General features: G+C 67.3%; 17 protein-coding genes and 2 tRNA genes. 14 read left to right on the top strand and 5 right to left on the bottom strand.

The window, feature by feature from the left end; all coding sequences use genetic code 11:
- Positions 1-77: 77 nt before the first annotated feature.
- The gene (locus tag CW348_RS10820) at positions 78-1343 is read right to left on the bottom strand and encodes a GNAT family N-acetyltransferase (RefSeq protein ID WP_287463626.1); all 1266 of its coding nucleotides are present in this window, start codon (positions 1341-1343) and stop codon (positions 78-80) included.
- A gap of 349 nt (positions 1344-1692) precedes the next feature.
- On the opposite strand from CW348_RS10820, the gene CW348_RS10815 reads away from it, so the two are divergent.
- The 3 genes from CW348_RS10815 to CW348_RS10805 all read left to right on the top strand — a co-directional run bounded on the left by CW348_RS10815 (position 1693) and on the right by CW348_RS10805 (position 4756).
- The gene (locus CW348_RS10815) at positions 1693-2799 is read left to right on the top strand and encodes a PP2C family protein-serine/threonine phosphatase (protein ID WP_011292623.1); all 1107 of its coding nucleotides are present in this window, start codon (positions 1693-1695) and stop codon (positions 2797-2799) included.
- Positions 2800-3081: 282 nt separating this feature from the next.
- Entirely contained in the window at positions 3082-4425 is a 1344-nt protein-coding gene (gene mgtE, locus CW348_RS10810) for a magnesium transporter (protein ID WP_016189014.1), read from the top strand.
- Positions 4426-4543: 118 nt separating this feature from the next.
- A complete protein-coding gene (locus CW348_RS10805) occupies positions 4544-4756 on the top strand; it encodes an antitoxin (RefSeq protein ID WP_011292621.1) in 213 nt (70 codons plus the stop codon).
- A gap of 48 nt (positions 4757-4804) precedes the next feature.
- Here the strand turns inward: CW348_RS10805 and CW348_RS10800 are convergent, their stop codons facing one another.
- The 3 genes from CW348_RS10800 to CW348_RS10790 all read right to left on the bottom strand — a co-directional run bounded on the left by CW348_RS10800 (position 4805) and on the right by CW348_RS10790 (position 7767).
- On the bottom strand, positions 4805-6688 hold the full coding sequence (locus CW348_RS10800) for an ABC transporter ATP-binding protein (protein WP_011292620.1): 1884 nt from the start codon (positions 6686-6688) through the stop codon (positions 4805-4807).
- Positions 6689-6780: 92 nt separating this feature from the next.
- Positions 6781-7284 carry an adenylyltransferase/cytidyltransferase family protein gene (locus CW348_RS10795; protein ID WP_011292619.1) on the bottom strand — a complete coding sequence of 168 codons (504 nt, stop codon included), beginning with the start codon at positions 7282-7284 and terminating at the stop codon, positions 6781-6783.
- Positions 7285-7696: 412 nt separating this feature from the next.
- Positions 7697-7767 (bottom strand) — tRNA-Gly (locus CW348_RS10790).
- A gap of 107 nt (positions 7768-7874) precedes the next feature.
- Here CW348_RS10790 and CW348_RS10785 point away from each other — a divergent pair.
- The 5 genes from CW348_RS10785 to clpX all read left to right on the top strand — a co-directional run bounded on the left by CW348_RS10785 (position 7875) and on the right by clpX (position 12932).
- Positions 7875-7949 (top strand) — tRNA-Pro (locus CW348_RS10785).
- Positions 7950-8179: 230 nt separating this feature from the next.
- On the top strand, positions 8180-9571 hold the full coding sequence (gene tig / locus CW348_RS10780) for a trigger factor (RefSeq protein WP_016189013.1): 1392 nt from the start codon (positions 8180-8182) through the stop codon (positions 9569-9571).
- 229 nt (positions 9572-9800) lie between these two features.
- On the top strand, positions 9801-10388 hold the full coding sequence (locus CW348_RS10775) for a ClpP family protease (protein ID WP_016189012.1): 588 nt from the start codon (positions 9801-9803) through the stop codon (positions 10386-10388).
- Between the two features lie 53 nt (positions 10389-10441).
- Positions 10442-11110, top strand: a complete 669-nt coding sequence (locus CW348_RS10770) for an ATP-dependent Clp protease proteolytic subunit (protein ID WP_011292616.1) — start codon at positions 10442-10444, stop codon at positions 11108-11110.
- 547 nt (positions 11111-11657) lie between these two features.
- On the top strand, positions 11658-12932 hold the full coding sequence (gene clpX, locus CW348_RS10765) for an ATP-dependent Clp protease ATP-binding subunit ClpX (protein WP_016189011.1): 1275 nt from the start codon (positions 11658-11660) through the stop codon (positions 12930-12932).
- 35 nt (positions 12933-12967) lie between these two features.
- On the opposite strand, the gene CW348_RS10760 is transcribed toward clpX, so the two are convergent.
- The gene (locus CW348_RS10760; protein WP_011292614.1) at positions 12968-13555 is read right to left on the bottom strand and encodes a PepSY domain-containing protein; all 588 of its coding nucleotides are present in this window, start codon (positions 13553-13555) and stop codon (positions 12968-12970) included.
- A gap of 175 nt (positions 13556-13730) precedes the next feature.
- Between CW348_RS10760 and CW348_RS10755 the strand changes: the two genes are divergently transcribed.
- From CW348_RS10755 to CW348_RS10730, 6 genes are all read left to right on the top strand, one after another.
- A complete protein-coding gene (locus CW348_RS10755) occupies positions 13731-15089 on the top strand; it encodes a folylpolyglutamate synthase/dihydrofolate synthase family protein (RefSeq protein ID WP_038043976.1) in 1359 nt (452 codons plus the stop codon).
- A 5-nt stretch (positions 15090-15094) separates the two neighbouring features.
- On the top strand, positions 15095-15433 hold the full coding sequence (locus CW348_RS10750) for a DUF4233 domain-containing protein (protein WP_011292612.1): 339 nt from the start codon (positions 15095-15097) through the stop codon (positions 15431-15433).
- A gap of 155 nt (positions 15434-15588) precedes the next feature.
- A complete protein-coding gene (gene ndk / locus CW348_RS10745; RefSeq protein WP_011292611.1) occupies positions 15589-15996 on the top strand; it encodes a nucleoside-diphosphate kinase in 408 nt (135 codons plus the stop codon).
- A gap of 405 nt (positions 15997-16401) precedes the next feature.
- A complete protein-coding gene (locus CW348_RS10740) occupies positions 16402-16767 on the top strand; it encodes a hypothetical protein (RefSeq protein WP_011292610.1) in 366 nt (121 codons plus the stop codon).
- 14 nt (positions 16768-16781) lie between these two features.
- Complete coding sequence (gene rodA, locus CW348_RS10735) at positions 16782-17987, top strand: rod shape-determining protein RodA (RefSeq protein WP_016189009.1); 1206 nt, start codon at positions 16782-16784, stop codon at positions 17985-17987.
- A gap of 222 nt (positions 17988-18209) precedes the next feature.
- Entirely contained in the window at positions 18210-20144 is a 1935-nt protein-coding gene (locus tag CW348_RS10730; RefSeq protein ID WP_016189008.1) for a TIGR03960 family B12-binding radical SAM protein, read from the top strand.
- Positions 20145-20463: the final 319 nt, after the last annotated feature.

Genomic DNA, 20463 nt, shown 5'->3' with positions numbered 1-20463 from the left:
CCCCACCCTGGCTCAGGCGTCCGCGGACCCTCCCAGGAAGCGTGAGGAGAAACCAGGCGCGGCGGAGACCAGCCCGGTCAGAAGATCATTGAGCACGCCGGGATCGTGGGCGTGACCAGTGCGGCGGAGAGCTCCGCCACCGCTCCGGGACGCGCCTCGCGTACCAGGCCCGCGGCCGCGTACGCGGTCAGTGCTTCCCCGCCCAGGTACGCCGAACTCAGCACCCCCACGTCGAGGGAGAGGTCAGCCGGATCGTCGGTGCGGATGCACTCGGCATGCTCCCGGTCCGCCCGCAACCGCCAGCGCCCCTCGTTCCACGGGCACATCGCATCGGCCACTTCGATGACGACGTCGACCGGCGCCGCATAGGAGCGTTCGGACAGTGCGCGGGGGAGGTCCACAAGCCGCCCCCACACCCCGGTGTCGGGCGTCCACCGTGCCCGGTGCCGGTCAGTCAGCAGGTACAGCAAGGGGTCGTCGGCAGGCCGCAGAAAAGCGGTGACCTTCCCTATCAGGTCCCGGTTGAGCAGGAACTCCCACAGGGCCCCCAGAGCGGCCGGACGGGTCGCGAAGAGCTCTTCCACCTCCATGGCACCGTCGGCGAGGCCGTGCTCGTCGTAGTGCTGCCGGGTCCGGTACAGCGCATAGCCCACCGGTTCCGACCCGTCCATCACGAGGACGCATTTGATCGGACTGAACTGGTCCTTCCGCCGTGCCAAACGGTCGAAGAGCCAATCCCACAACTGGGGGGTGCGACGGAACTCGCCGACCCGCGCCAAGCGGGCCGTTTCGTGGACCTGAGCGAGTTCGGCGCGCACAGCAGCGGGATCGGCCATACGCATCCGCAGCCCGGGGTCGCGGGGAGCATCCGCGCGCAGGACGCCTTCGCCGCGGCGCACCGTCACCGTGCCCAGCAGGGAAGCGACGCCGTAGCCGAACCGCCCGTAGATCCCGCCTTCCGAAGCGAACAGGAGCGCCACCGCTTCTGCCCCGCGTTCGGCAATGTCCCGCAGCTGGCGGCGCATCAGCGCGGTGAGCACCCCGCGGCGCCGGTGCGTGGGCAGGACCCCGACCGCGGAGACCCCGGCGACCGGGCGGGAACCTCCGGGCAGTGTCATCTCAAAGGAGAACAGCCGCGTCGTACCGATGACCTGGTCGCCGTCGAATGCGGCGAGCGTGCGATCCAGGTCGGTTATGGCAAGCACAGACGCCAGGCGCTCCTCGTCAATCGGGTCGTCGAGCAGCGCTTCCCGGCAGGTCCCGCAGAATGCGGGGAACTCGTCGACGGTGACCGGCCGTATTGGCCACGGATCGGAGTCAGCGGAACAGGGAGAAACAGACATGGCTTCTTGCCTACCTGCCGCTCCTCACTGCGCGCCACTGATTTTTTCGATCCGAATCTCCCCGGGGTGGTGCGGGCGGGACACGGGCACCCGAGGGTGCCGCAAGGGGTCATAGAAACAGCACCGTGAAGAATATGAGGGATTTTTCGCTTTCTTTCGTGCGATGCGAGCGGGACCATAACCCTGACAGAAGGGGCAGGGAAGGTCCATACTGAACCATGGGCTGTTCTTTGCTGTTCCCCGCTCCCACCCGAGGTGGATATCGGTTGGCCCGTTATGGGAAGTCTCAGCCCCCCTGGGCCCGGCACAGCGTGCTTGGGAAGGTTTCCCGCGCTACAGTTCGGCAACGATGAGCACTTCGCCGCCCTCTCGCCTTCTGCGCTCCGCCAACTCTGTGGCGCAGCGCGTTTTCGCGTTCCTCCGGCGCAAAGTGCTCTTCCGCTACCGCCTGGTCCTCATCGTCTTGGTGCTGCTCGCCGTCGGCATCGGGGTGGGCGCCGTGTGGGGGCCTCCCGGATGGTTCCCGCCGAGCGCCGTCATCATCACAGTCCTCGCTGGCGGGCTGCTGCTCAAACGCCGGAGCCTGGCCTTCCTCTTCGGAGTGGTGGCTGTAGTCCTCGCCTTCACCGCCTATGCACTGGACTTCAGCCAGGTGGGGCCCGGGCTGGCCGTCACCATCGGGGTGACCGCTGTCGTGGCGTACCTGCTGTCCGGGGTGCGGGAGCGTCTCGGCGTCCAAGGCCTCGACGGCGAGAAGATGCTGCTCGAACTGAGGGACCGCATCCGCACCCAAGGCCAGCTTCCCGCCCTGCCCGCCGGATGGCACGCCACCCAAGTGCTGCGGCAGGCCGGCGGCTCCTCCTTCGGCGGCGACTTCGTAGTCTCAACGCTCCGCGACGACCAGCTCGACATCGCGGTGGTCGACGTCTCCGGCAAAGGCGTCGAAGCAGGGACCCGGGCCCTGCTGCTCTCCGGCGCGTTCGGCGGCCTGATCGGCGCGGTGCCACGCGGCGAGTTCCTCGAGCACTGCAACGACTACCTGGTCCGCATCGCCGGAGGCGAGGGGTTCGTCACCGCCGTCCACCTCAGCGTCGACCTGACCACCGGAGAGTACCTGCTGGCCTCGGCCGGACACCCGCCCGCCGTACAGTTCGACCACACGACCGGAGCGTGGAGCCCTACCGAGGCCAAAGGGGTCGTGCTAGGCATCATCCCGGAGATGAGCTACACGCCGGTGCGGGGCCGTCTCCGTCCCGGCGACGCCGTCATGCTCTACACCGACGGGCTCGTGGAAACCCCGGGAGAAGACCTCGACGCAGGAGTGGACCGCCTGCTCGGCGCGGCGGAGAGCCTAGTGGCGATGGGGTTCGGACCAGGAACCGAGCAGTTCGTCGACACCCTCAGCAAGGACAAGAACGACGACCGCGCCCTCGTCGTGCTTTGGCGGACCCACTGAGCGACCACGCGAGTGCGGCACGTACGTTTTTCCTGTGAAGGGGCTGCGCGCCTCCGAGTCGCCGAGCCTCCAAAGGGAAGACTCTCCTGCTGGGGTGCACACCTGCCACGCGGGGCGCCGCTCCGCAGCCCGCAGCGACCCTGCCGCGCCCGTCCGCGCACTCTGGACGCGGCATGAGAGTGCGGTCGCTGCGCTGCGGTCCCTGCCCACGCTGACCGCTGTGAGGAGGTGCGGTGTGCCCCGGTCTTACCCGACGTCCGGAAGGTCCACACCGCGATTCAGATGACCGACGCCAAGAAGCCGATCGAGCTGGACCAGCTAGTCGCCGCCAACGACCTGGTCGGGATACGGCTGTGGCTGGCCGAACATCCGCCCTATGAGATCGCTGACGCGTTGACGCGCCTGCCCCCGCAGCGGGCCATCATCCCCTTCCGGCTGCTGGACAAGGAACGGGAACTCGAAGTCTTCGAAGAGCTCGACCCTAGTCAGCAGCAGGCGATCCTCATGGGACTGCGCGACTCGGCATTCCGAGAGCTCCTGGAGAAGATGGGGCCCGACGACCGGGCCCGGCTCATCGGGGAGGCCCCGGCCAAGATCGCTGCCAGGGCACTGGCCGGGCTGAGCCCGGCTGAACGTCGAGTGACCGCGGCAATCCTGGGCTATCCGGAGGACTCGGTCGGCCGTTTCATGAACCCCGACACGGTGATCCTCCACCGCAACCTCACCGTGGCCCGGGCCCTGGAAGTGGTGCGCGCCAAAGGGTCCGAAGCCGAAATCGTCTACGTGATGCCCGTGGTCGACGACGGGCGTCGGCTCTCCGGCATGGTGCGGCTCAGCGAGCTGGTGACGAGCAACCCCGACACCCTCCTCAAAGACCTGGTCGACGTGTTCACCCCCCGCGTCTACGCCACCGACCCGGCCGAGGATGCGGCGCGCCTCGTCCAGGAAGCCAACCTGGTCGCCCTGCCCGTGGTCGACTCCGAGGAGCGTTTCCTCGGTCTCCTCACCTTCGACGACGCCCTGGAACTGATCGAAGCGGCTGACTCCGAGGACATCGCCCGCCAGGCAGGGTCGCAGCCCATCACCGGGCACTACGCCACTGTCGGTGTCCTGCGGTTAGCCCGCGCCCGCGCCGTGTGGCTGCTGCTGCTCATCATCGCCTCCACCTTGACGATCAACGTGATGCAGGGCTTCGAAGCGACCCTGGAACAGGTGACCGCACTGGCGCTCTTCGTTCCCATGCTCACCGGGACCGGGGGCAACGTCGGCTCGCAGTCGGCCACCGCGGTGGTGCGGGCCTTGGCTGTGGGCGAGGTCCGACTGCGCGACCTGCCGCGGGTCATTTGGAAAGAGTCCCGCGTCGGCCTGCTGCTGGGGTGCATGCTCGCCACGATCGCGCTCATCATCGGCTCCCTGCTGGTCGGCACCGCGGTCGCCGCCGCTGTAGCCCTGTCCGTGGTGGCGATCTGCGCTTGGGCGTCGATCATCGGCAGCACCATGCCGCTCCTGGCCCGCAGGATCGGGGTGGACCCCGCGGTAGTGTCCGCACCGCTGGTCTCCACCCTGGTGGACGCCACCGGTCTCCTCATCTACTTCTCGGTCGCCCGCACTGTTCTGGGGCTGTAGCCCGCAGCCGGGGCGGGACGCCTCTCTCGTCTGGGTGCATAAGGCCGTCTCCGCAGGGCAGGGGAGGGGGAGTGCATGACGACAGTGTCAGGCGCCCTGGCTGAGGGGAGGCCATGCCATGGGGATCAAAGACACTTTCGAGAAGGCCAAACAGCTTGCCGAAGAGCACGGCGACAAGACAGACCAGGGGGTCGACAAGGCCGCGGAAGCCGCGAAGAAGCGCACCGGGGGCAAGTACGACGAGCACATCGACACCGCACGGGAGCGCGCCAGCGACTCGCTCCGCCAACGGCAGGAAGCCGACCAGGACGACCGGAAGCGGGAGCGCTGAGCACGCGGCAGCGCACGGCTCCGGCCGCCGGCAGCGGGAGGGCGGGCGTCAGTTCGCGGTGCTGCGCCGCTCCCGCTCCTGCGGGGCGAACTGGGTCCGGTACAGGGCTGTGTACAAGCCGCCACGGGCCAGCAGCTCCTCGTGGGTCCCGCGTTCCAGGATGCGGCCGTCTTCGAGCACGAGGATCAGGTCGGCTTCACGGACCGTGGCCAGACGGTGGGCGATGACCAGCGAGGTCCGCCCGTGCAGCGCGGTCGCCAGGGCCTGCTGGACCGCGGCTTCGGACTCGGAGTCCAGGTGGGCTGTCGCCTCGTCCAGCACCACCACGGACGGGGATTTCAACAGGAGCCGGGCGATGGCCAGCCGCTGCTTCTCTCCGCCGGAAAGACGGTAGCCGCGGTCTCCGACCACGGTGTCCAACCCTTCGGGCAGGGTTTCCAGCAGCGCGTCGAGGTGTGCGGCGCGCATCGCCGCGATGAGCTCCTCGTCGGTGGCGTCCGGACGGGCGTAGCGCAAGTTCGCCCGGATGGTGTCGTGGAACAACTGCGTGTCCTGGGTGACCACGCCGACCGCATCCCGCAGCGACTGGGTGCGCACCTGGCGCAGGTCCACTCCGCCGATCCGGACCGTGCCCTCGGTGGGGTCGTACAGCCGGGACACCAGGTGGGTGAGCGTCGTCTTGCCTGCCCCGGACGGACCTACCAGGGCCACCATCTGCCCGGGCTGGACAGTGAACGTGATGTCGCTGAGCACTTGGGTGCTGACAGAGTGCTCCGGCTGTGGCACGAGTTCCAGTGACTCCAGGGTGGCTTCGGCGCCCGGGTAGCGGAAGGAGACGTTGGAGAACTCTACGGACAGGCCGCCCGCGGGGAGGTCGACCGGGTTCTCGGGTTCGGCCACGGACGGTTTCATGTCCAGCACTTCGAAGACACGCTCGAAGCTGACCAGGGCGGTCATCACATCCACTTGGACGTTGGAGAGCGCGGTCACCGGGCCGTACAGCCGGGTCAGCAGGGTCGCCAGCGCCACGAGCGTGCCCACTTCGAAAGTGTCGTGCACCACCAGCAGGCCGCCCGCCCCATAGACCATGGCGGTGGCGAGCGCGGTGATCAGCCCCAGTACGGAGAAGAGCATCCCGCTGTAGACGCTTCTGGTGACGCCGATGTCCCGCACGCGTCCCGCGCGGGCTGCGAACTCCGCGCTCTCCTCGTCGGGGCGGCCGTACAGTTTGACGAGCATGGCGCCCCCCACGTTGAAGCGCTCGCTCATCATCGAGCTCATCTCCGCGTTCACGTCCATGCTCGTGCGGTGGACTTGGGCGAGGCGGCGGCCCAGGTAGCGTGCGGGGAGCAGGAACAGCGGGATCACGAGGAGCGCGGCCGTGGTGATCGGCCAGGAGAGGGCGAGCATGGCGCTGAGCACCGCCACTACGCTCACCGAGTTGGCGACCAGCGACTGCAGGACCGAAGTGACGGCCCGCTGCGCCCCCACCACGTCGGTGTTGAGCCGGCTGATCAGCGACCCGGTCTGCGTGCGGGTGAAGAACGCCAGCGGCATGCGCTGCACGTGGGTGAACGCTTGGGTGCGCAGCCGGTAGATGACCCCTTCGCCGATGCTCGCGGACAGCCACCGGCTCACCAGGCTGAGCCCGGTCTCCAGCAGCGCCAGCACGGCCACGACCAGGGAAAGCCCGACCACGAGAGACGGATTGTTGGCGCCGATCCCGCGGTCGATGATCGTTTTGAGCAGCAGGGGGTTGGCGATGATGATGCCGGAGCCGACCGAGGTAGCCAGCACGAACAGCAGGATGCGCCGCCAGTGCGGACGGGCGTAGCTGAGGACGCGCCGCACGGTGCCCGGCTGGAGCGCTGCCTTGGCAGCCGAACCGTCGTTGACCAGCGTCCAGACTGTGCGGTGACCGCTTATCACCATCGTTGCGCCACCCTTCGTGTGGGGTCACGGAAGCGTCCGTCGCGGCGGGCACCGGGCGGCAGCCTCCGGAAAACGGCGACGCCGCCCGCGCACTACAGGGACCGGGCGAGCTGTCCGAGGGTTGCGGTGGTGGACCGGCCCAGTGTCAGCGGCAGCTCCCAAGCGAGTGCGCCTAACGCGGCCGCACCGCGTTTCTTGTTCTCGGCGTAGGGGTCTCCTTCGGTGTAGGCCAGGGCAGCCGGGCGCAGCGGGGCGAGGAGTTCGGCGTAGTGCCGCCAGCTCACCACGCTGGGGGGACCGGAGATGATGAACACCCCGTCGACACAGGACAGTTCGGCGAGGATTTCGGCCCGCTCCTCTGCGGGGTTGATCGGGCGCCCCGGTCCTTTCCAGGCCCGGACCCGTTCGTCGGATTCCACCCCTACGAGGAGGGGGAAGCCCCGGGCACGTACGCTTTTGAGGTAGCGGACGTGCCCCACGTGCAGGATGTCGAAAGCCCCGGTGACGACCGCGGGGCGTTCCGCGCTGGTCGGCCGGGAGACCCAGTCCAGCGTCAGCGAGGGCGCGGCCTCCCGCGTCGGATCGGTTCCCGTCATCTCTCACCTATCGAAGTGCCCGGGCGCACCCGCGTGCGGCCGGGGTTACCCGAGGACTGTCGTATCGGGTAGTGGCGTGCGGTTCTGACCTTTGACGATACTCCGGCCCCGGAGTACAGGCGCAGCCTGCTCGCTGCGCGCCGCAGCAAGTCACCCAGTGCGGCAGGGGAAAGGGGAAGTGCGGGCCGCTTCCCAGGGGAGGGGCGGGCGGCGGAAGACAGCCGACAATCACGGAGAAAAGTGAGATCAATCACAGCAGTGCTGTGCGGGTTCGGCCGCTGGAGTCGTGCGGACCGTCCGCCTGGAGGGTGCCCGGGAACGGAGGGGCGTCCAGGCCTGCACGGCGGTGTCAGGACGAGAAAAATCTGAAGGCCAGGCTGCGTGCATCACGCTCGCCTGGCCTTCACAGCAGAGCGGGTGACGGGAATCGAACCCGCACGGCCAGCTTGGAAGGCTGGAGTTCTACCATTGAACTACACCCGCATGGCACGGCAGCCACTGAGTTTCCTCTAGACTCGTGGAGCCGGCAGACACAAGATTACCGCCTTCGCGGCGTGGGTTGTACATTGGCCGCGAACTTGTGCAGTCCACGGGGAGTGGCGCAGCTTGGTTAGCGCGCATGCTTTGGGAGCATGAGGCCGCGGGTTCGAATCCCGCCTCCCCGACGAACGGCCGACGGCCCGCGCGGCTTCCTGCCCGACAGGGCCGTCGCTCCCTCTCGCCTGTCCTAGACTGGGCGAGATCGCAGACCGTAGAAGCATGCTGGACATCACAGCAATCTCTTGACACCCGTCGGTCGTATCGGTCGAAGCCCATCGATCACTGCCGTGGCGCGGTGCGGCGGAGAAACAGGCCGCCAGCGGGTGTCATCGCCGGAAACTAGGAGTACCGCCCCGTGAAGACCGCTGTCGAGGAGCTGAGCCCCACCCGGGTCAAGCTGACTATCGAGGTTCCGTTTGAGGAACTCGACCATGCCTTCGACGTGACCTACAAGTCGCTCGCCAAGCAGGTCCGGATCAAGGGGTTCCGGCCAGGAAAGGCTCCGGCGAAGCTCATCGACCGCTACGTCGGCCGCGGAGCGGTGCTCACCCAGGCGGTCAACCACGCGGTCCCCGAGCTCTACAGCGAGGCCGTGAGCAAGGAGGAAGTCCCCGTCCTCGGACCGCCTGAGGTGGAGATCACCCGCTTGGAGGACGGCAAGGAGCTGGCCTTCACCGCCGAAGTCGACGTCCGCCCCAAGTTCGAGGTCACCGACTACGAGGGCATCGAGGTCACCGTCGACGACGCCGAGGTCACCGAGGAGCAGGTCAACGAGCGCCTCGAGGCGCTGCGGCAGCGCTTCGCCACCCTCATCGGCGTCGACCGGCCTGCCGAGCAGGGCGACCACGTCTCGATCGACCTGTCCGCCTCGGTCGACGGCAAGAAGCTGGAGGACGCGCAGGCCAGCGGGGTCTCCTACGAGATCGGCGCCGGCACCCTGCTGCAGGGCCTCGACGAGGCGATCATCGGCCTGAGCGCGGGAGAGTCCGCCACCTTCACCACCACCCTGGTGGGCGGGGAGCACAAGGGCCGCGAAGCCGACGTCACGGTCACCGTGCACAGTGTCAAGGTCAAGGAGCTCCCCGAGCTCGACGACGAGTTCGCCCGCCTGGCCAGCGAGTTCGACACCATCGAAGAGCTGCGTGCCAGCGAAGCCGAGCGGCTCGGCGAACTGCTCCGCGCTCAACAGCTCCGCCAGGCCCGCGACCGCGTCCTTGAAAAGCTCGTCGACTCCATCGACATCCCGCTGCCGGAAAGCGTGATCAAGCAGGAGGCCGACCGCCGCCGTGAACTCCTGGACCGGCAGCTCTCCCAGAGCGGTCTGAGCAAGGAGGCCTACCTCGAGGCCCAGGAGAAGACCGAGGAGGAGTTCGAAGCCGAGCTCACCGAGAACGCCACCCGCGCCGTCAAGACCGGCTTCGTTCTCGACCAGCTCGCCTCCCAGGAGAACCTGACCGCGAGCAACGAAGAGCTGACCCAGTACGTCGTCGAGCAGGCCCAGAGCATGGGCATCTCGCCCGACCAGCTCTTCCAGAGCCTCATGCAGGCCAACCAGCTCCAGCTGGTCTACGTCGAGGTGCTGCGGGCCAAGGCACTCGACCTGGTGGTGTCCAAGGCCAAGATCACCGACGAGTCCGGCAACACCATCGAGCCTCCGACCCCGGTCCACACGGAGACCATCACGGTCGCCTCCGGGGATGAGGAGACCGAGGAGTCCGCGGCAGAGCAGGGCGAAACCGAAAAATAGGTCGCTGCTTGCCGATGTCACCGGGCCCCGCGTCGCGACGGCGCGGGGCCCGCGTCGTTTCGCCAGGCGCGAAACTCCCTGGTCGCCACGGAAGAGACCTGCGCTGACAGCGAACAGAATGGGGAACTGGCACGACCAGGTCGAGGAACGGCGTTAGTGTCGCAAGCGTCGCAACCGTTTCGAATTCGCGGAGCAGGTGACGAGAGTGCCGCCGACACATAATGAGTTCATGCGAACCGACGTTCCCATGCAGCCGATGTACGAGCAGACAGCGCAGCGACTGCTGCGGCAGCGGATCGTCTTCCTCGGCCAGCAGGTCGACGACGAGATCGCGAACCGCATTGTCGGGGAGCTGCTGCTGCTGTCGGCCGAAGACCGGGAGCGGGACATCACGTTGTACATCAACTCGCCCGGGGGCTCGGTCACGGCGGGTATGGCGATCTACGACGTCATGCAGTACATCCCCAACGACGTCCGCACGGTCGGCATCGGCCTGGCCGCGTCCATGGGGCAGATGCTGCTGTGCGCGGGGACCCGGGGTAAGCGCTACGCGCTCCCGCACACCCGGATCATGATGCACCAGCCGTCGGGCGGCATCGGAGGCACCGCCTCCGACATCCGCATCTTGGCCGACCAGTTGCTCTACGTGAAGAAGATGTTCCTGGAGCGTATCTCGCTGCACACCGGGCAGCCGGTGGAGCAGATCGAGAAGGACGCCGACCGAGACCGGTGGTTCACCGCCCAGGAAGCTCTGGAATACGGCTTCATCGACGAGGTGCTGACGAACACCCCCGACGTCACGGGTGGTCGGTCCTGAACGACCCCCGCTCCAACAGCCCTTTGGACCGGCGCAGTGTGGAAGGCCAGGAAATGAGCGAGTTCAACTTTGACCCGTACCGCCGCTACGGGGGTGGGATGGCCCCGATGGCTCCGCAGAGCCGCTACGTCCTGCCCTCCTATATCGAGCGCACGGCGTACGGCGTCAAGGAGATGAACCCCTACAACAAGCTCTTCGAAGAGCGCATCATCTTCGTGGGGGTGCAGATCGACGACACGTCGGCCAACGACATCATCGCCCAGATGATGACGTTGGAGCACATCGACAGCGACCGTGACATCACCCTGTACATCAACTCGCCCGGCGGTTCCTTCACCTCGCTGATGGCGATCTACGACACGATGCAGTTCGTGCGCCCAGACATCCAGACCGTCTGCGTCGGCCAGGCAGCTTCCGCGGCCGCCGTCCTGCTTGCCGGCGGCACCAAGGGCAAGCGCACCGCGCTGCCGAACTCGCGGATTCTGATCCACCAGCCCGCAACTGAGGGGACGCACGGCCAGGCCAGCGACGTCGAGATCATGGCCAACGAGATCATGCGGATCCGCCACCAGTTGGAGACGATCCTCGCGAAGCACACTGGCCGCAGCGTCGAGGAGATCTCCCGCGACATCGAGCGGGACAAGATTCTCACGGCCGAGGAGGCCAAGGAGTACGGCATCGTCGATGACGTGCTGCCTTACCGTAAGGCGTCGTTGAAGTAGGATCGACCGCACGAGGGCGGCCTGAAGGGCCGGACGCAACCGGCTGAGGGCTCTCGGCGGTGCCGGCCCTTCACCGCTTGGGCGCAGGGGGACGACTGCGGACCGCCGCGGCGGCCCGTGGTGCACGCGAGCCATGGAGGGGACGCTCGTGGCACGTCCCAGCGCCAGCCGTACCAGGCCGTGCGGACCGTGGTGGGGCCTGCGACGGCAGCAGACGACTTCCGGTAAGAAAACACAGGAATCCGTGGCGCGTCGATCGCCTGACGCCACAGGATTCTCGACGGGCAGACCGGCGCAGCCGGTCAGACTGGACGCGGCGAGCGGTGAAGTCGGTCCGTCTCTTCGCTTAGGCTCAACAGGAACGACCTACAGACCGTCCCGTTAATGGCGGCGTCTGGAAGGCATATCCTGGGAATTGGTGGTCGTTCGGTGAGCCGGGATCGCCCCGCCTTCCCGCGGATCGCCTCGGGAATCCGGAGTGTCTGGATCCCAGGAGAGCGGGAAGGAGGCGTGTGACGGGACGGCCGACGTTTTAAGGAGTGGCTGGGTGGCACGCATCGGCGACGGTGGAGACCTGCTGAAGTGCTCGTTCTGCGGCAAGAGCCAAAAGCAGGTGAAGAGGCTCATCGCGGGTCCCGGTGTGTATATCTGCGATGAATGCATCGACCTCTGCAACGAGATCATCGAGGAAGAATTCGCGGATGCGACCGAGCTGAAATGGGATAATCTTCCCAAGCCTCGGGAGATTTACGAATTCCTGGACTCCTACGTCGTAGGTCAGGAGCAAGCAAAGAAGGCGCTATCGGTAGCGGTCTACAACCACTACAAGCGAATACGGTCCGGGGGAGATCGGTCCCGAGACGACGATGTGGAGATCGCCAAATCCAACATCCTGCTCCTCGGGCCCACCGGTTCCGGAAAGACCCTTCTCGCCCAGACCCTGGCCAAGATCCTCAAAGTCCCCTTTGCCATCGCCGACGCCACTGCCCTGACCGAAGCCGGCTACGTAGGCGAAGACGTCGAGAACATCCTGCTCAAACTCATCCAAGCCGCGGACTACGACGTCAAGAAGGCCGAGACCGGCATCATCTACATCGACGAAGTCGACAAGGTCGCCCGCAAGAGCGAAAACCCCTCCATCACCCGCGACGTCTCCGGGGAGGGAGTGCAGCAGGCGCTGCTGAAGATCCTGGAGGGCACCACCGCGAGCGTTCCCCCGCAAGGCGGGCGCAAGCATCCGCATCAGGAGTTCATCCAGATCGACACCACCAACGTGCTCTTCATCTGCGGTGGCGCGTTCTCCGGACTGGAGAAGATCATCGAGGCGCGCACCGGCAGACAGGGCATGGGATTCAACGCGGTCGTGCGCTCCAAGAAGGAGCTGGAGAACTCCGACCCGTTCCGCGACGTCATGCCGGAAGACCTGCTCAAGTTCGGCATGATCCCGGAGTTCGTGGGACGGCTCCCGGTGATCACCAGCGTGCACAACCTCGACCGCAACGCGCTCATCCGGATCCTCACCGAGCCGCGCAACGCCTTGGTCAAGCAGTACCAGCGGCTGTTCGAGCTGGACAACGTCGAACTCCAGTTCACGCAGGACGCGCTGGAAGCCATCGCCGACCAGGCGATCATGCGCGGTACCGGTGCCCGCGGCCTGCGCGCCATCATCGAGGAAGTGCTGCTCTCGGTGATGTACGAAGTGCCGAGCCGAAAAGATGTGGCGCGGGTGATCATCACCCGGGAGGCAGTGCTGGAGCACGTGTACCCGACGATCGTGCCGCGGGCCCTGCCGCCCAAGGAGCGCGAGGAGAAAACCGCCTGACGCTGGAGTCGCGGAAGACCCTGGAGGGCGGCCGGTCAGGAATCGGTCGCCACCACCTCGCCGGTCTCCGTGTCCACAGCGACCGTCCGGCCGTCGTCGACCTCGATCTTCCACACCCGGCGGCCGTTCTCCTTGTCCAGTGAAGCCTCGGTGGCCTCGCTGCCGCCGCTGTCGTCCAATGCGACCCGCACCGCCGTGTCCAGGCTGCGCGCGGACAGCCCGGCAAGGTCCGCGTCCGGACCGTCGGGCATGTCCGCCTCCAGTTCGGAGACGTCACCGCTGCGCGCGTCGACGGCGAGCGCGTGCTCGGCGCCCTCCGCGCTCACTTCCACGGTCCAGCGGTGGCTGTCCTCTTCCAGTTCCACGTCGTAGACCACCCCGTTCGGAAACTCCTCCAGGGCCGCGTCGCGGGCCCGCAGCAGGTCGATGCGACGCTCCGGGTTTGCCGGGGAAGGGGACGCCTCAGGGCTGCCCCGCTGCTCCAGCCTGCCGGTGGGACCCGGGTCCCCGCCGCCTTCATCAGGGGTAGCGTCGCCGTCGCAGCCAGCCGCCGCACCAACCGCGATGAGCAGCGCCCCCACAGCACCCACCCACCTCAGACCAGTGCTCTCCACTCGGCGCATCCGGACTCCCCTCCTCGATGAACACTCGGGGAGACCACTGACCGGCTCGGGGGAGGCCGAGCGCTAGTCAAGGACAAAGAACCGCAAAGCCTTGCCCCACGCCAGGAACAGCGCAGCCTGGCCACGGGGGAAAGGACGCGGCCGCCACCGGGGTAGGCTGAAACCGCACATCGCAATGACCAACGCTGGGAACAGGGGACACGTGCATCCGCAGTATCAGGAGGCGCAAAAAGAGATCCTTGCGCGTGCGGGAGAGTCGATCATCCATCCCACGCTGGATCGCATGCGCGCGGCCATGGACCTGCTCGGCAACCCCCAGCACAACTATCGGGTCATCCATGTGACCGGGACCAACGGCAAGACCTCCACCGCGCGGATGATCGACAGCCTGCTTCGGGAGCGGCAGCTGCGGGTCGGGCGCTACACCAGCCCGCATCTGACGAGCATGCGCGAACGGATCGTCATCGACGGTGAACCGCTCTCCGAGCAGGCGTTCGCCGACCTTTATGCCGACGTGCTGCCGTACGTGCGGATGGTGGACGAGCAGCACGACGTGCCCATGTCGTTCTTCGAAGTCCTCACGGTGATGGCGTACGCCGCCTTCGCTGACGCTCCCGTGGACGTCGCCGTTGTCGAAGTGGGCATGGGCGGCACGTGGGACGCCACCAATGTGGTGGACGCCGACGTCGCCGTCGTCACCCCGATCGCCGTCGACCACACGGACTACCTGGCCGACACGCCCGAAGGCATCGCCGAAGAGAAGGCCGGCATCATCAAACCCAACAGTGTCGCCATCCTCGCCCAGCAGACGCTGCCTGTGGCGAAGACCCTGCTGAGCCACGCCTCGGCAGTGGGAGCCGAAGTCGCCCGAGAAGGCCTGGAGTTCGGTGTCGTCCACCGCAACCTGGCTGTCGGCGGCCAGCAGATCGCGGTCAAAGGGCTGCGCGCCGCCTACGACGGGATCTTCCTGCCGCTGTTCGGCGCCCACCAGGCCACTAATGCCGCCGTGGCGGTGGCCGCGGTGGAGGCTTTCGCCGCCCCCAAGGAAGGCGAAGACGGGCTCGATCCGGAGCTGGTGCGGACTGCCCTGTCCGCGGTCTCCTCCCCGGGACGATTGGAGATCGTGCGGACCAGCCCTACCGTGCTCGTCGACGCGGCACACAACCCCGCAGGGATGGCCGCCACCGGCGAAGCGGTCCGCGAGTCGTTCACCTTCGACCGGCTGGTCGGGGTGGTAGCGGTGCTGGCGGACAAGGACGCTGAAGGCATCCTGGAACCGCTCGAGCCGCTGCTCGATGAGATCGTGGTGACCGTGAACTCGTCACCGCGGGCCCTGCCGGTAGACCGGCTTCGGGAGACCGCGGAGGCAGTCTTCGGCCCGGACCGCGTCCACGCGGCGCTGCGGCTCGACGACGCTATCGACCAGGCTGTCGCCCTCGCAGAGCGGGACGCAGAGTTCGGCGGGGGCGGGGTGCTGATCACCGGTTCGGTGGTGACGGCCGGGGACGCCATCCACCTGTTGAAGAAGGAGTAACCGTCGTGCGGACTGTCTGCGCCGTTGTCCTGGCCTTCGAAGCCATCGTGCTGGGACTGGCCGTTCCCGTGGCCATCCAACTCGGCGGCCACGCCCCCGGTTTCGCCGGAGCGGTCTGGGGCGGTCTGGCGCTCGCCGCCCTGGTCCTTGCCGCGCTCCAGCGCTTTACCTGGGGGTTCTACGCCGCATGCGCACTCCAGGTGGCGTTTCTGCTCAGCGGCTTTGTCGTACCGGGACTCATCTCCTTGGGCATTGTCTTCGTCGGGCTGTGGATTGCCGGAGTAGTCCTGGGACGGCGGGTAGAGGCAGCACAGCAGGCCGTCCACGACACGGAAAGCGCGTGAGCAGCACCGCCCTCGGAGTCGTCTCCCGCACGCACGGGGAGGGGCCGCCGAACCGATAGGGTACCCACCACCGGAGGCAGAGCACCGCACCGGTGCGGTGCTCCTGGACCGGCAGCACCGTACACAGCCAACGACGTCTCAAGGAGAAAAGCACCGTGGAGCGCACCCTTGTCCTGATCAAGCCCGATGGCGTGCGGCGCAACATCATCGGCGAGGTCATCTCCCGTATCGAGCGCAAGGGCCTCAAGATCGTCGCCATGGAGCTGCGCACCCTGGACGAAGAGACCGCGAAAGCGCATTACGAGGAGCACGTCGAAAAGCCGTTCTTCTCGTCGCTGGTGGAGTTCATCACCGGCGGCCCGCTGGTCGCCATGGTGGTGGAGGGCAACCGGGCGATCGAGGCGTTCCGCTCCCTGGCGGGCGCCACCGACCCGGTCCTCGCCGCTCCCGGCACCATCCGCGGCGACTACGGTCTCGACGTCCAGGCCAACATCGTCCACGGTTCGGACTCCACCTACTCGGCCGAGCGCGAGATCAAGCTCTTCTTCCCTGACCTGGCCTGAACCGGGCAGAACTCTCTTACCACCGGCTACGGCACGACGCAGACCTACCGCGGCCAGGCGGAGCATTCCGCCTGGCCGCGGTGCTTTTTCCACCACGGTGCGACAAACCGGCGCGTTTGTGTAACTAACCAGATTCATAGAGTTACTCTGGGAGTGATCGGGGCAGGTAGCGCACGACGACCTGCGCGGTCGTGCCATGCCCGCAGACGGGCAGCGCTCCTGTCCGGTGCGGCGCGGACCCGGGACTACCGGGCCGATCCGCGATGTCCAGGACAGCGATCCTCGGCACGAGCGCAACCGTGGCGGGGAGAGGAACGCCAGCCCGGCCGGGTGCCGCTGGCGATAACGCCTCCACAGACAGTCCAACCGCAACCGCGCGGTGTGGCCACTAGGGGGGAGGAGGCCATGGGGGAGTCGAACAGAAGCGTCAAACGGTGGTCTCGCGGTGTCTGCGAGCACGGACCGGTCCTCGCCGCTCAGGCACTGGTGGTGTGCTTGCTGGCGCTGCTGATCGGCAGGTTGTGGTACCTCCAAGTGCCCATGGGGGAGTACTACCGGGCACTGGCCGGAGCGAACCGCGGCGAAGCCGTCTCCAGCGACCTCGAACAGCGTCTTGACGCCGTAGGCCAGCAGGACTCCGACGGAGCGGTCCTCACCGCTGCAGCCGCGGGCCAGCCAGCGACCGCGTCGTACCCGCATGACGAGACGATCCTTGCCCGCACCTCCTCGGTCTTCGGGGACGGAACGGCCGCCCGTCCGGCCGACGAATGATCCGGAAGGCCCGTATGTCGCTCCGCTTCGCGCAGGCCATGCGCCTGCCCGCACCGCTGCCGCACGTCAGCCAGGTCGCCGCCCGGATGCTGCCCCGCCACCTCGACGGGGTGCTTCTCGGAGCGGCGGTCACGCTCAGCATGGTGGGCGCCTTGCTGGTGTGGTCCGCCACCCTCCCGCCCACCGGACATGCCGGTCCGACGGTCTACGCCTGGCGACACCTGGGGCACCTGCTGCTGGCCCTGCCGCTCTGCCTCGCGCTCGCGTCGCTCACCCGGCGGGCACTCCGCGCCTACACTCCGGTGCTCTTCGTGGCCGTCACCGTGGCGCTGCTGCTCGTCCTCGGGCCCCTGGGGGAGACCGTCAACGGGTCCCGCTCGTGGATCGCACTCGGCGACTTGCGCGTCCAGCCCGCGGAGACCGCCAAGATCGCGCTCATCCTGGCCGTCGCCGCGGTGCTGGGCCGGCCCCGGCCGAGGACCCCACGGCCCCCTGCCTCAGACGTGTTGATCAGCTTGGGGGTCGCAGCGGTACCGATCGGGCTGATCCTGTTGCAACCGGACCTGGGAAGCGCCCTGGTGCTGACCGCGATCTATCTCGCTCTGCTCGCCTGCTCGGGGGCGCCGCTGCGCTGGCCGCTCGCCCTGCTCGGCTGCGGCGCGTTCACCGGTCTCGCGGTATGGCAGCTCGGCCTGCTCAAGGACTACCAGGTAGCGCGGTTCACGGCCTTCCTCGACCCGCACGCGGACCCGCTGGGCGCCGGATACAACGTCAACCAGGCGCTCATCGCGGTCGGCTCGGGCGGCCTGAGCGGCTCCGGGCTCTTCCACGGCGGGCAGACCAGCGGCAAGTTCGTCCCAGAACAGCACACCGACTTCGTCTTCAGTGTCGCAGCCGAGGAACTCGGTTTCGCGGGGGGATGCGCGGTCATCGTCCTGCTCGGAGTCGTCCTCTTGCGTATCCTGCGGGTCGCTTCCCGCTGTGACGAGGTCCACGGCCGCTTGGTCTGCATCGGGGTGGCGGCCTGGTTCTGTGTCCAAGTATTCGTCAACATCGGGATGACGCTGGGCCTCACCCCGGTCACCGGGCTCCCACTGCCGTTCGTCTCCTATGGGGGGAGCGCAGCCGTCGCGAACTTCGCCGCGCTCGGCCTGGTCATGGCGGTCCACGCGCACAACGAAGAGCGCCGTTCCCTGGAACCGGCGGGCACGAGGGGCTGATCCTGGAGCTCTGGCACGCGGCGGCCACCCGCCGCCCAGGGCGGCGAAAAATCTGTCCGAACGCTGTTCACAGTCCGGTAGCGTTGATCATCTGAGCCCGCAACGGGTACCAGGAGGACTCGACGATTCACCAGAGTCGAGGAAAGGCGCTTATGCTGACAAGCACAGGCGCTGTCTTCTGGCCGTCGTCGAACGACCGCGAACGTGAGGCCCGTTTTCCCGATGACTGTCGAATCCGTCTTCCCACAGTTGGAAGCGTTGCTGCCCCACGTGCAAAAACCGATCCAGTACGTGGGTGGTGAGCTGAACTCCGTCGTCAAGGAGTGGGACGACGCAGAAGTCCGGTGGGCACTGATGTACCCCGACGCCTATGAGGTTGGCGTGCCCAACCAGGGGGTCCAGATCCTCTACGAGATCCTCAACGAACGCGAGGGTGTACTCGCCGAACGCGCCTACGCGGTCTGGCCCGACCTGGAGAAACTCATGCGCGAGCACGGGGTCCCGCACTTCACCGTGGACTCCCACCGGCCGCTCGCCGCCTTCGACGTCCTCGGGGTCAGCTTCGCCAGCGAGATGGGCTACACCAACCTGCTCACTGCGCTGGACTTGGCGGGCATCCCGCTGCACGCGGTGGACCGCACCGACGAGCACCCGATCGTGCTGGCGGGCGGACACGCCATGTTCAACCCGGAGCCTATCGCCGACTTCCTGGACGCCGTGGTCCTGGGGGACGGCGAGGAGATCGCGATCGCGATCACCGAACTCATCCGGGAGTTCCGCCGGGAAGGGTCCCCGGGGGGACGCGACGAGCTGCTGTCCCGCCTGGCCGCCACCGGCGGGGTGTACGTGCCCAAGTTCTACGACGTCACCTACCTTCCGGACGGGCGGATCGAAAAGTACGTGCCCAACCGTCCCGGCGTCCCGTGGCGGGTGCAGAAGCACACCGTCATGAACCTCGACGACTGGCCCTACCCGAAGAACCCGATCGTTCCGATCGCCGAGTCCGTCCACGAGCGCTACAGCGTGGAGATTTTCCGTGGCTGCACGCGCGGCTGCCGGTTCTGCCAGGCCGGAATGATCACCCGCCCGGTGCGGGAGCGCAGCGAGAAGGCGATCGCCGCCATGGTCGACCACGGGCTGCGCTCCTCGGGATTCCAGGAGGTCGGCCTGCTCTCCCTGTCGAGCGCCGACCACAGCCAGATCAGCGAGATCACCAAGAACCTCGCGGACCGTTACGAAGGCACCCACACCGGGCTCTCGCTGCCCTCCACCCGGGTCGACGCCTTCAATATCGACTTGGCCAACGAGCTGACCCGTAACGGACGCCGCTCCGGGCTCACGTTCGCACCCGAGGGCGGCAGCGAGCGGATGCGTCGGGTCATCAACAAGATGGTCACCGAAGAGGACCTGATCCGCACGGTCACCGCGGCCTACGCGGCGGGGTGGCGCCAGGTCAAGCTGTACTTCATGTGCGGGCTGCCCACCGAGGAGGACGCCGACGTCCTCGCCATCGCCGACCTCGCCCGCAAGGTCATCAAGACGGGGCGTGAGGTCACCGGGCGTCGTGACATCCGCTGCACGGTGTCCATCGGCGGTTTCGTCCCGAAACCGCATACCCCCTTCCAGTGGGCGGGTCAGGCCCCCCACGAGGTCGTCGACAGCCGACTGCGGAAGCTGCGGGACGCCCTGCGCTCCGACCGGGAGTACGGCAAGTCCATCGGGCTGCGCTACCACGAGGGACGGCCGTCCATCATCGAAGGCCTCCTCTCCCGAGGCGATCGCCGGCTGTGCCGGGTCGTGGAGCGGGTGTGGCGCGAAGGCGGCCGTTTCGACGGGTGGAGCGAGTACTTCTCCTACGAGCGCTGGGTGAAGGCCGTCGAAGAAGAGCTGGCCGACGAGCCCGTGGACTTGGACTGGTACACGGTGCGCGAGCGCGATGCCGATGAGGTGCTGCCCTGGGACCACCTGGACGCCGGACTGGATCGGGAGTGGCTCTGGCAGGACTGGCAGGACGCCTTGCACGGCGAGGAAGCGGTGGAGGTCGACGACTGCCGCTGGAGCCCCTGCTACGACTGCGGGGTCTGCCCGAGCATGGGAACCCAGATCCAGACCCACGGCGTTCCGGGACGCAAACTGCTTCCGCTGAGCGTGGTATGAGGTGGGAGAAGTCGGCGAGGGGAGTGCCGGGTCGACGAAAGTACGGCCCGGCACCCCGCTCGCGCCGGGCCGTACACCTAATTGGACGTACCAGCGGTGGGGTTGGTTGGCAAAAGAACAGGGGTTTTCCGAAAAACTCCGCGTGGCCCGCGGCACCGCCGCAGCCGGCATCGTCGAAACCACGCTTTTCAACTCCGGTCACAGTGGGAAGAGCAATGACTGTGCCGGAACAACACGCCTACGGGGAAGAGTTGTACTTCAACGAGGGCAATGGCACAGAGTTGCCGGTACGCCCCGTAGGCTGAAAATAAGACGGACC

The sequence above is a fragment of the Thermobifida sp. genome, assembly GCF_017577275.1.
GTDB lineage: Bacteria > Actinomycetota > Actinomycetes > Streptosporangiales > Streptosporangiaceae > Thermobifida > Thermobifida fusca.
The sequence above is the reverse complement of the archived record's forward strand: the minus strand, read 5'-3'. Positions and strand labels throughout refer to the sequence as shown.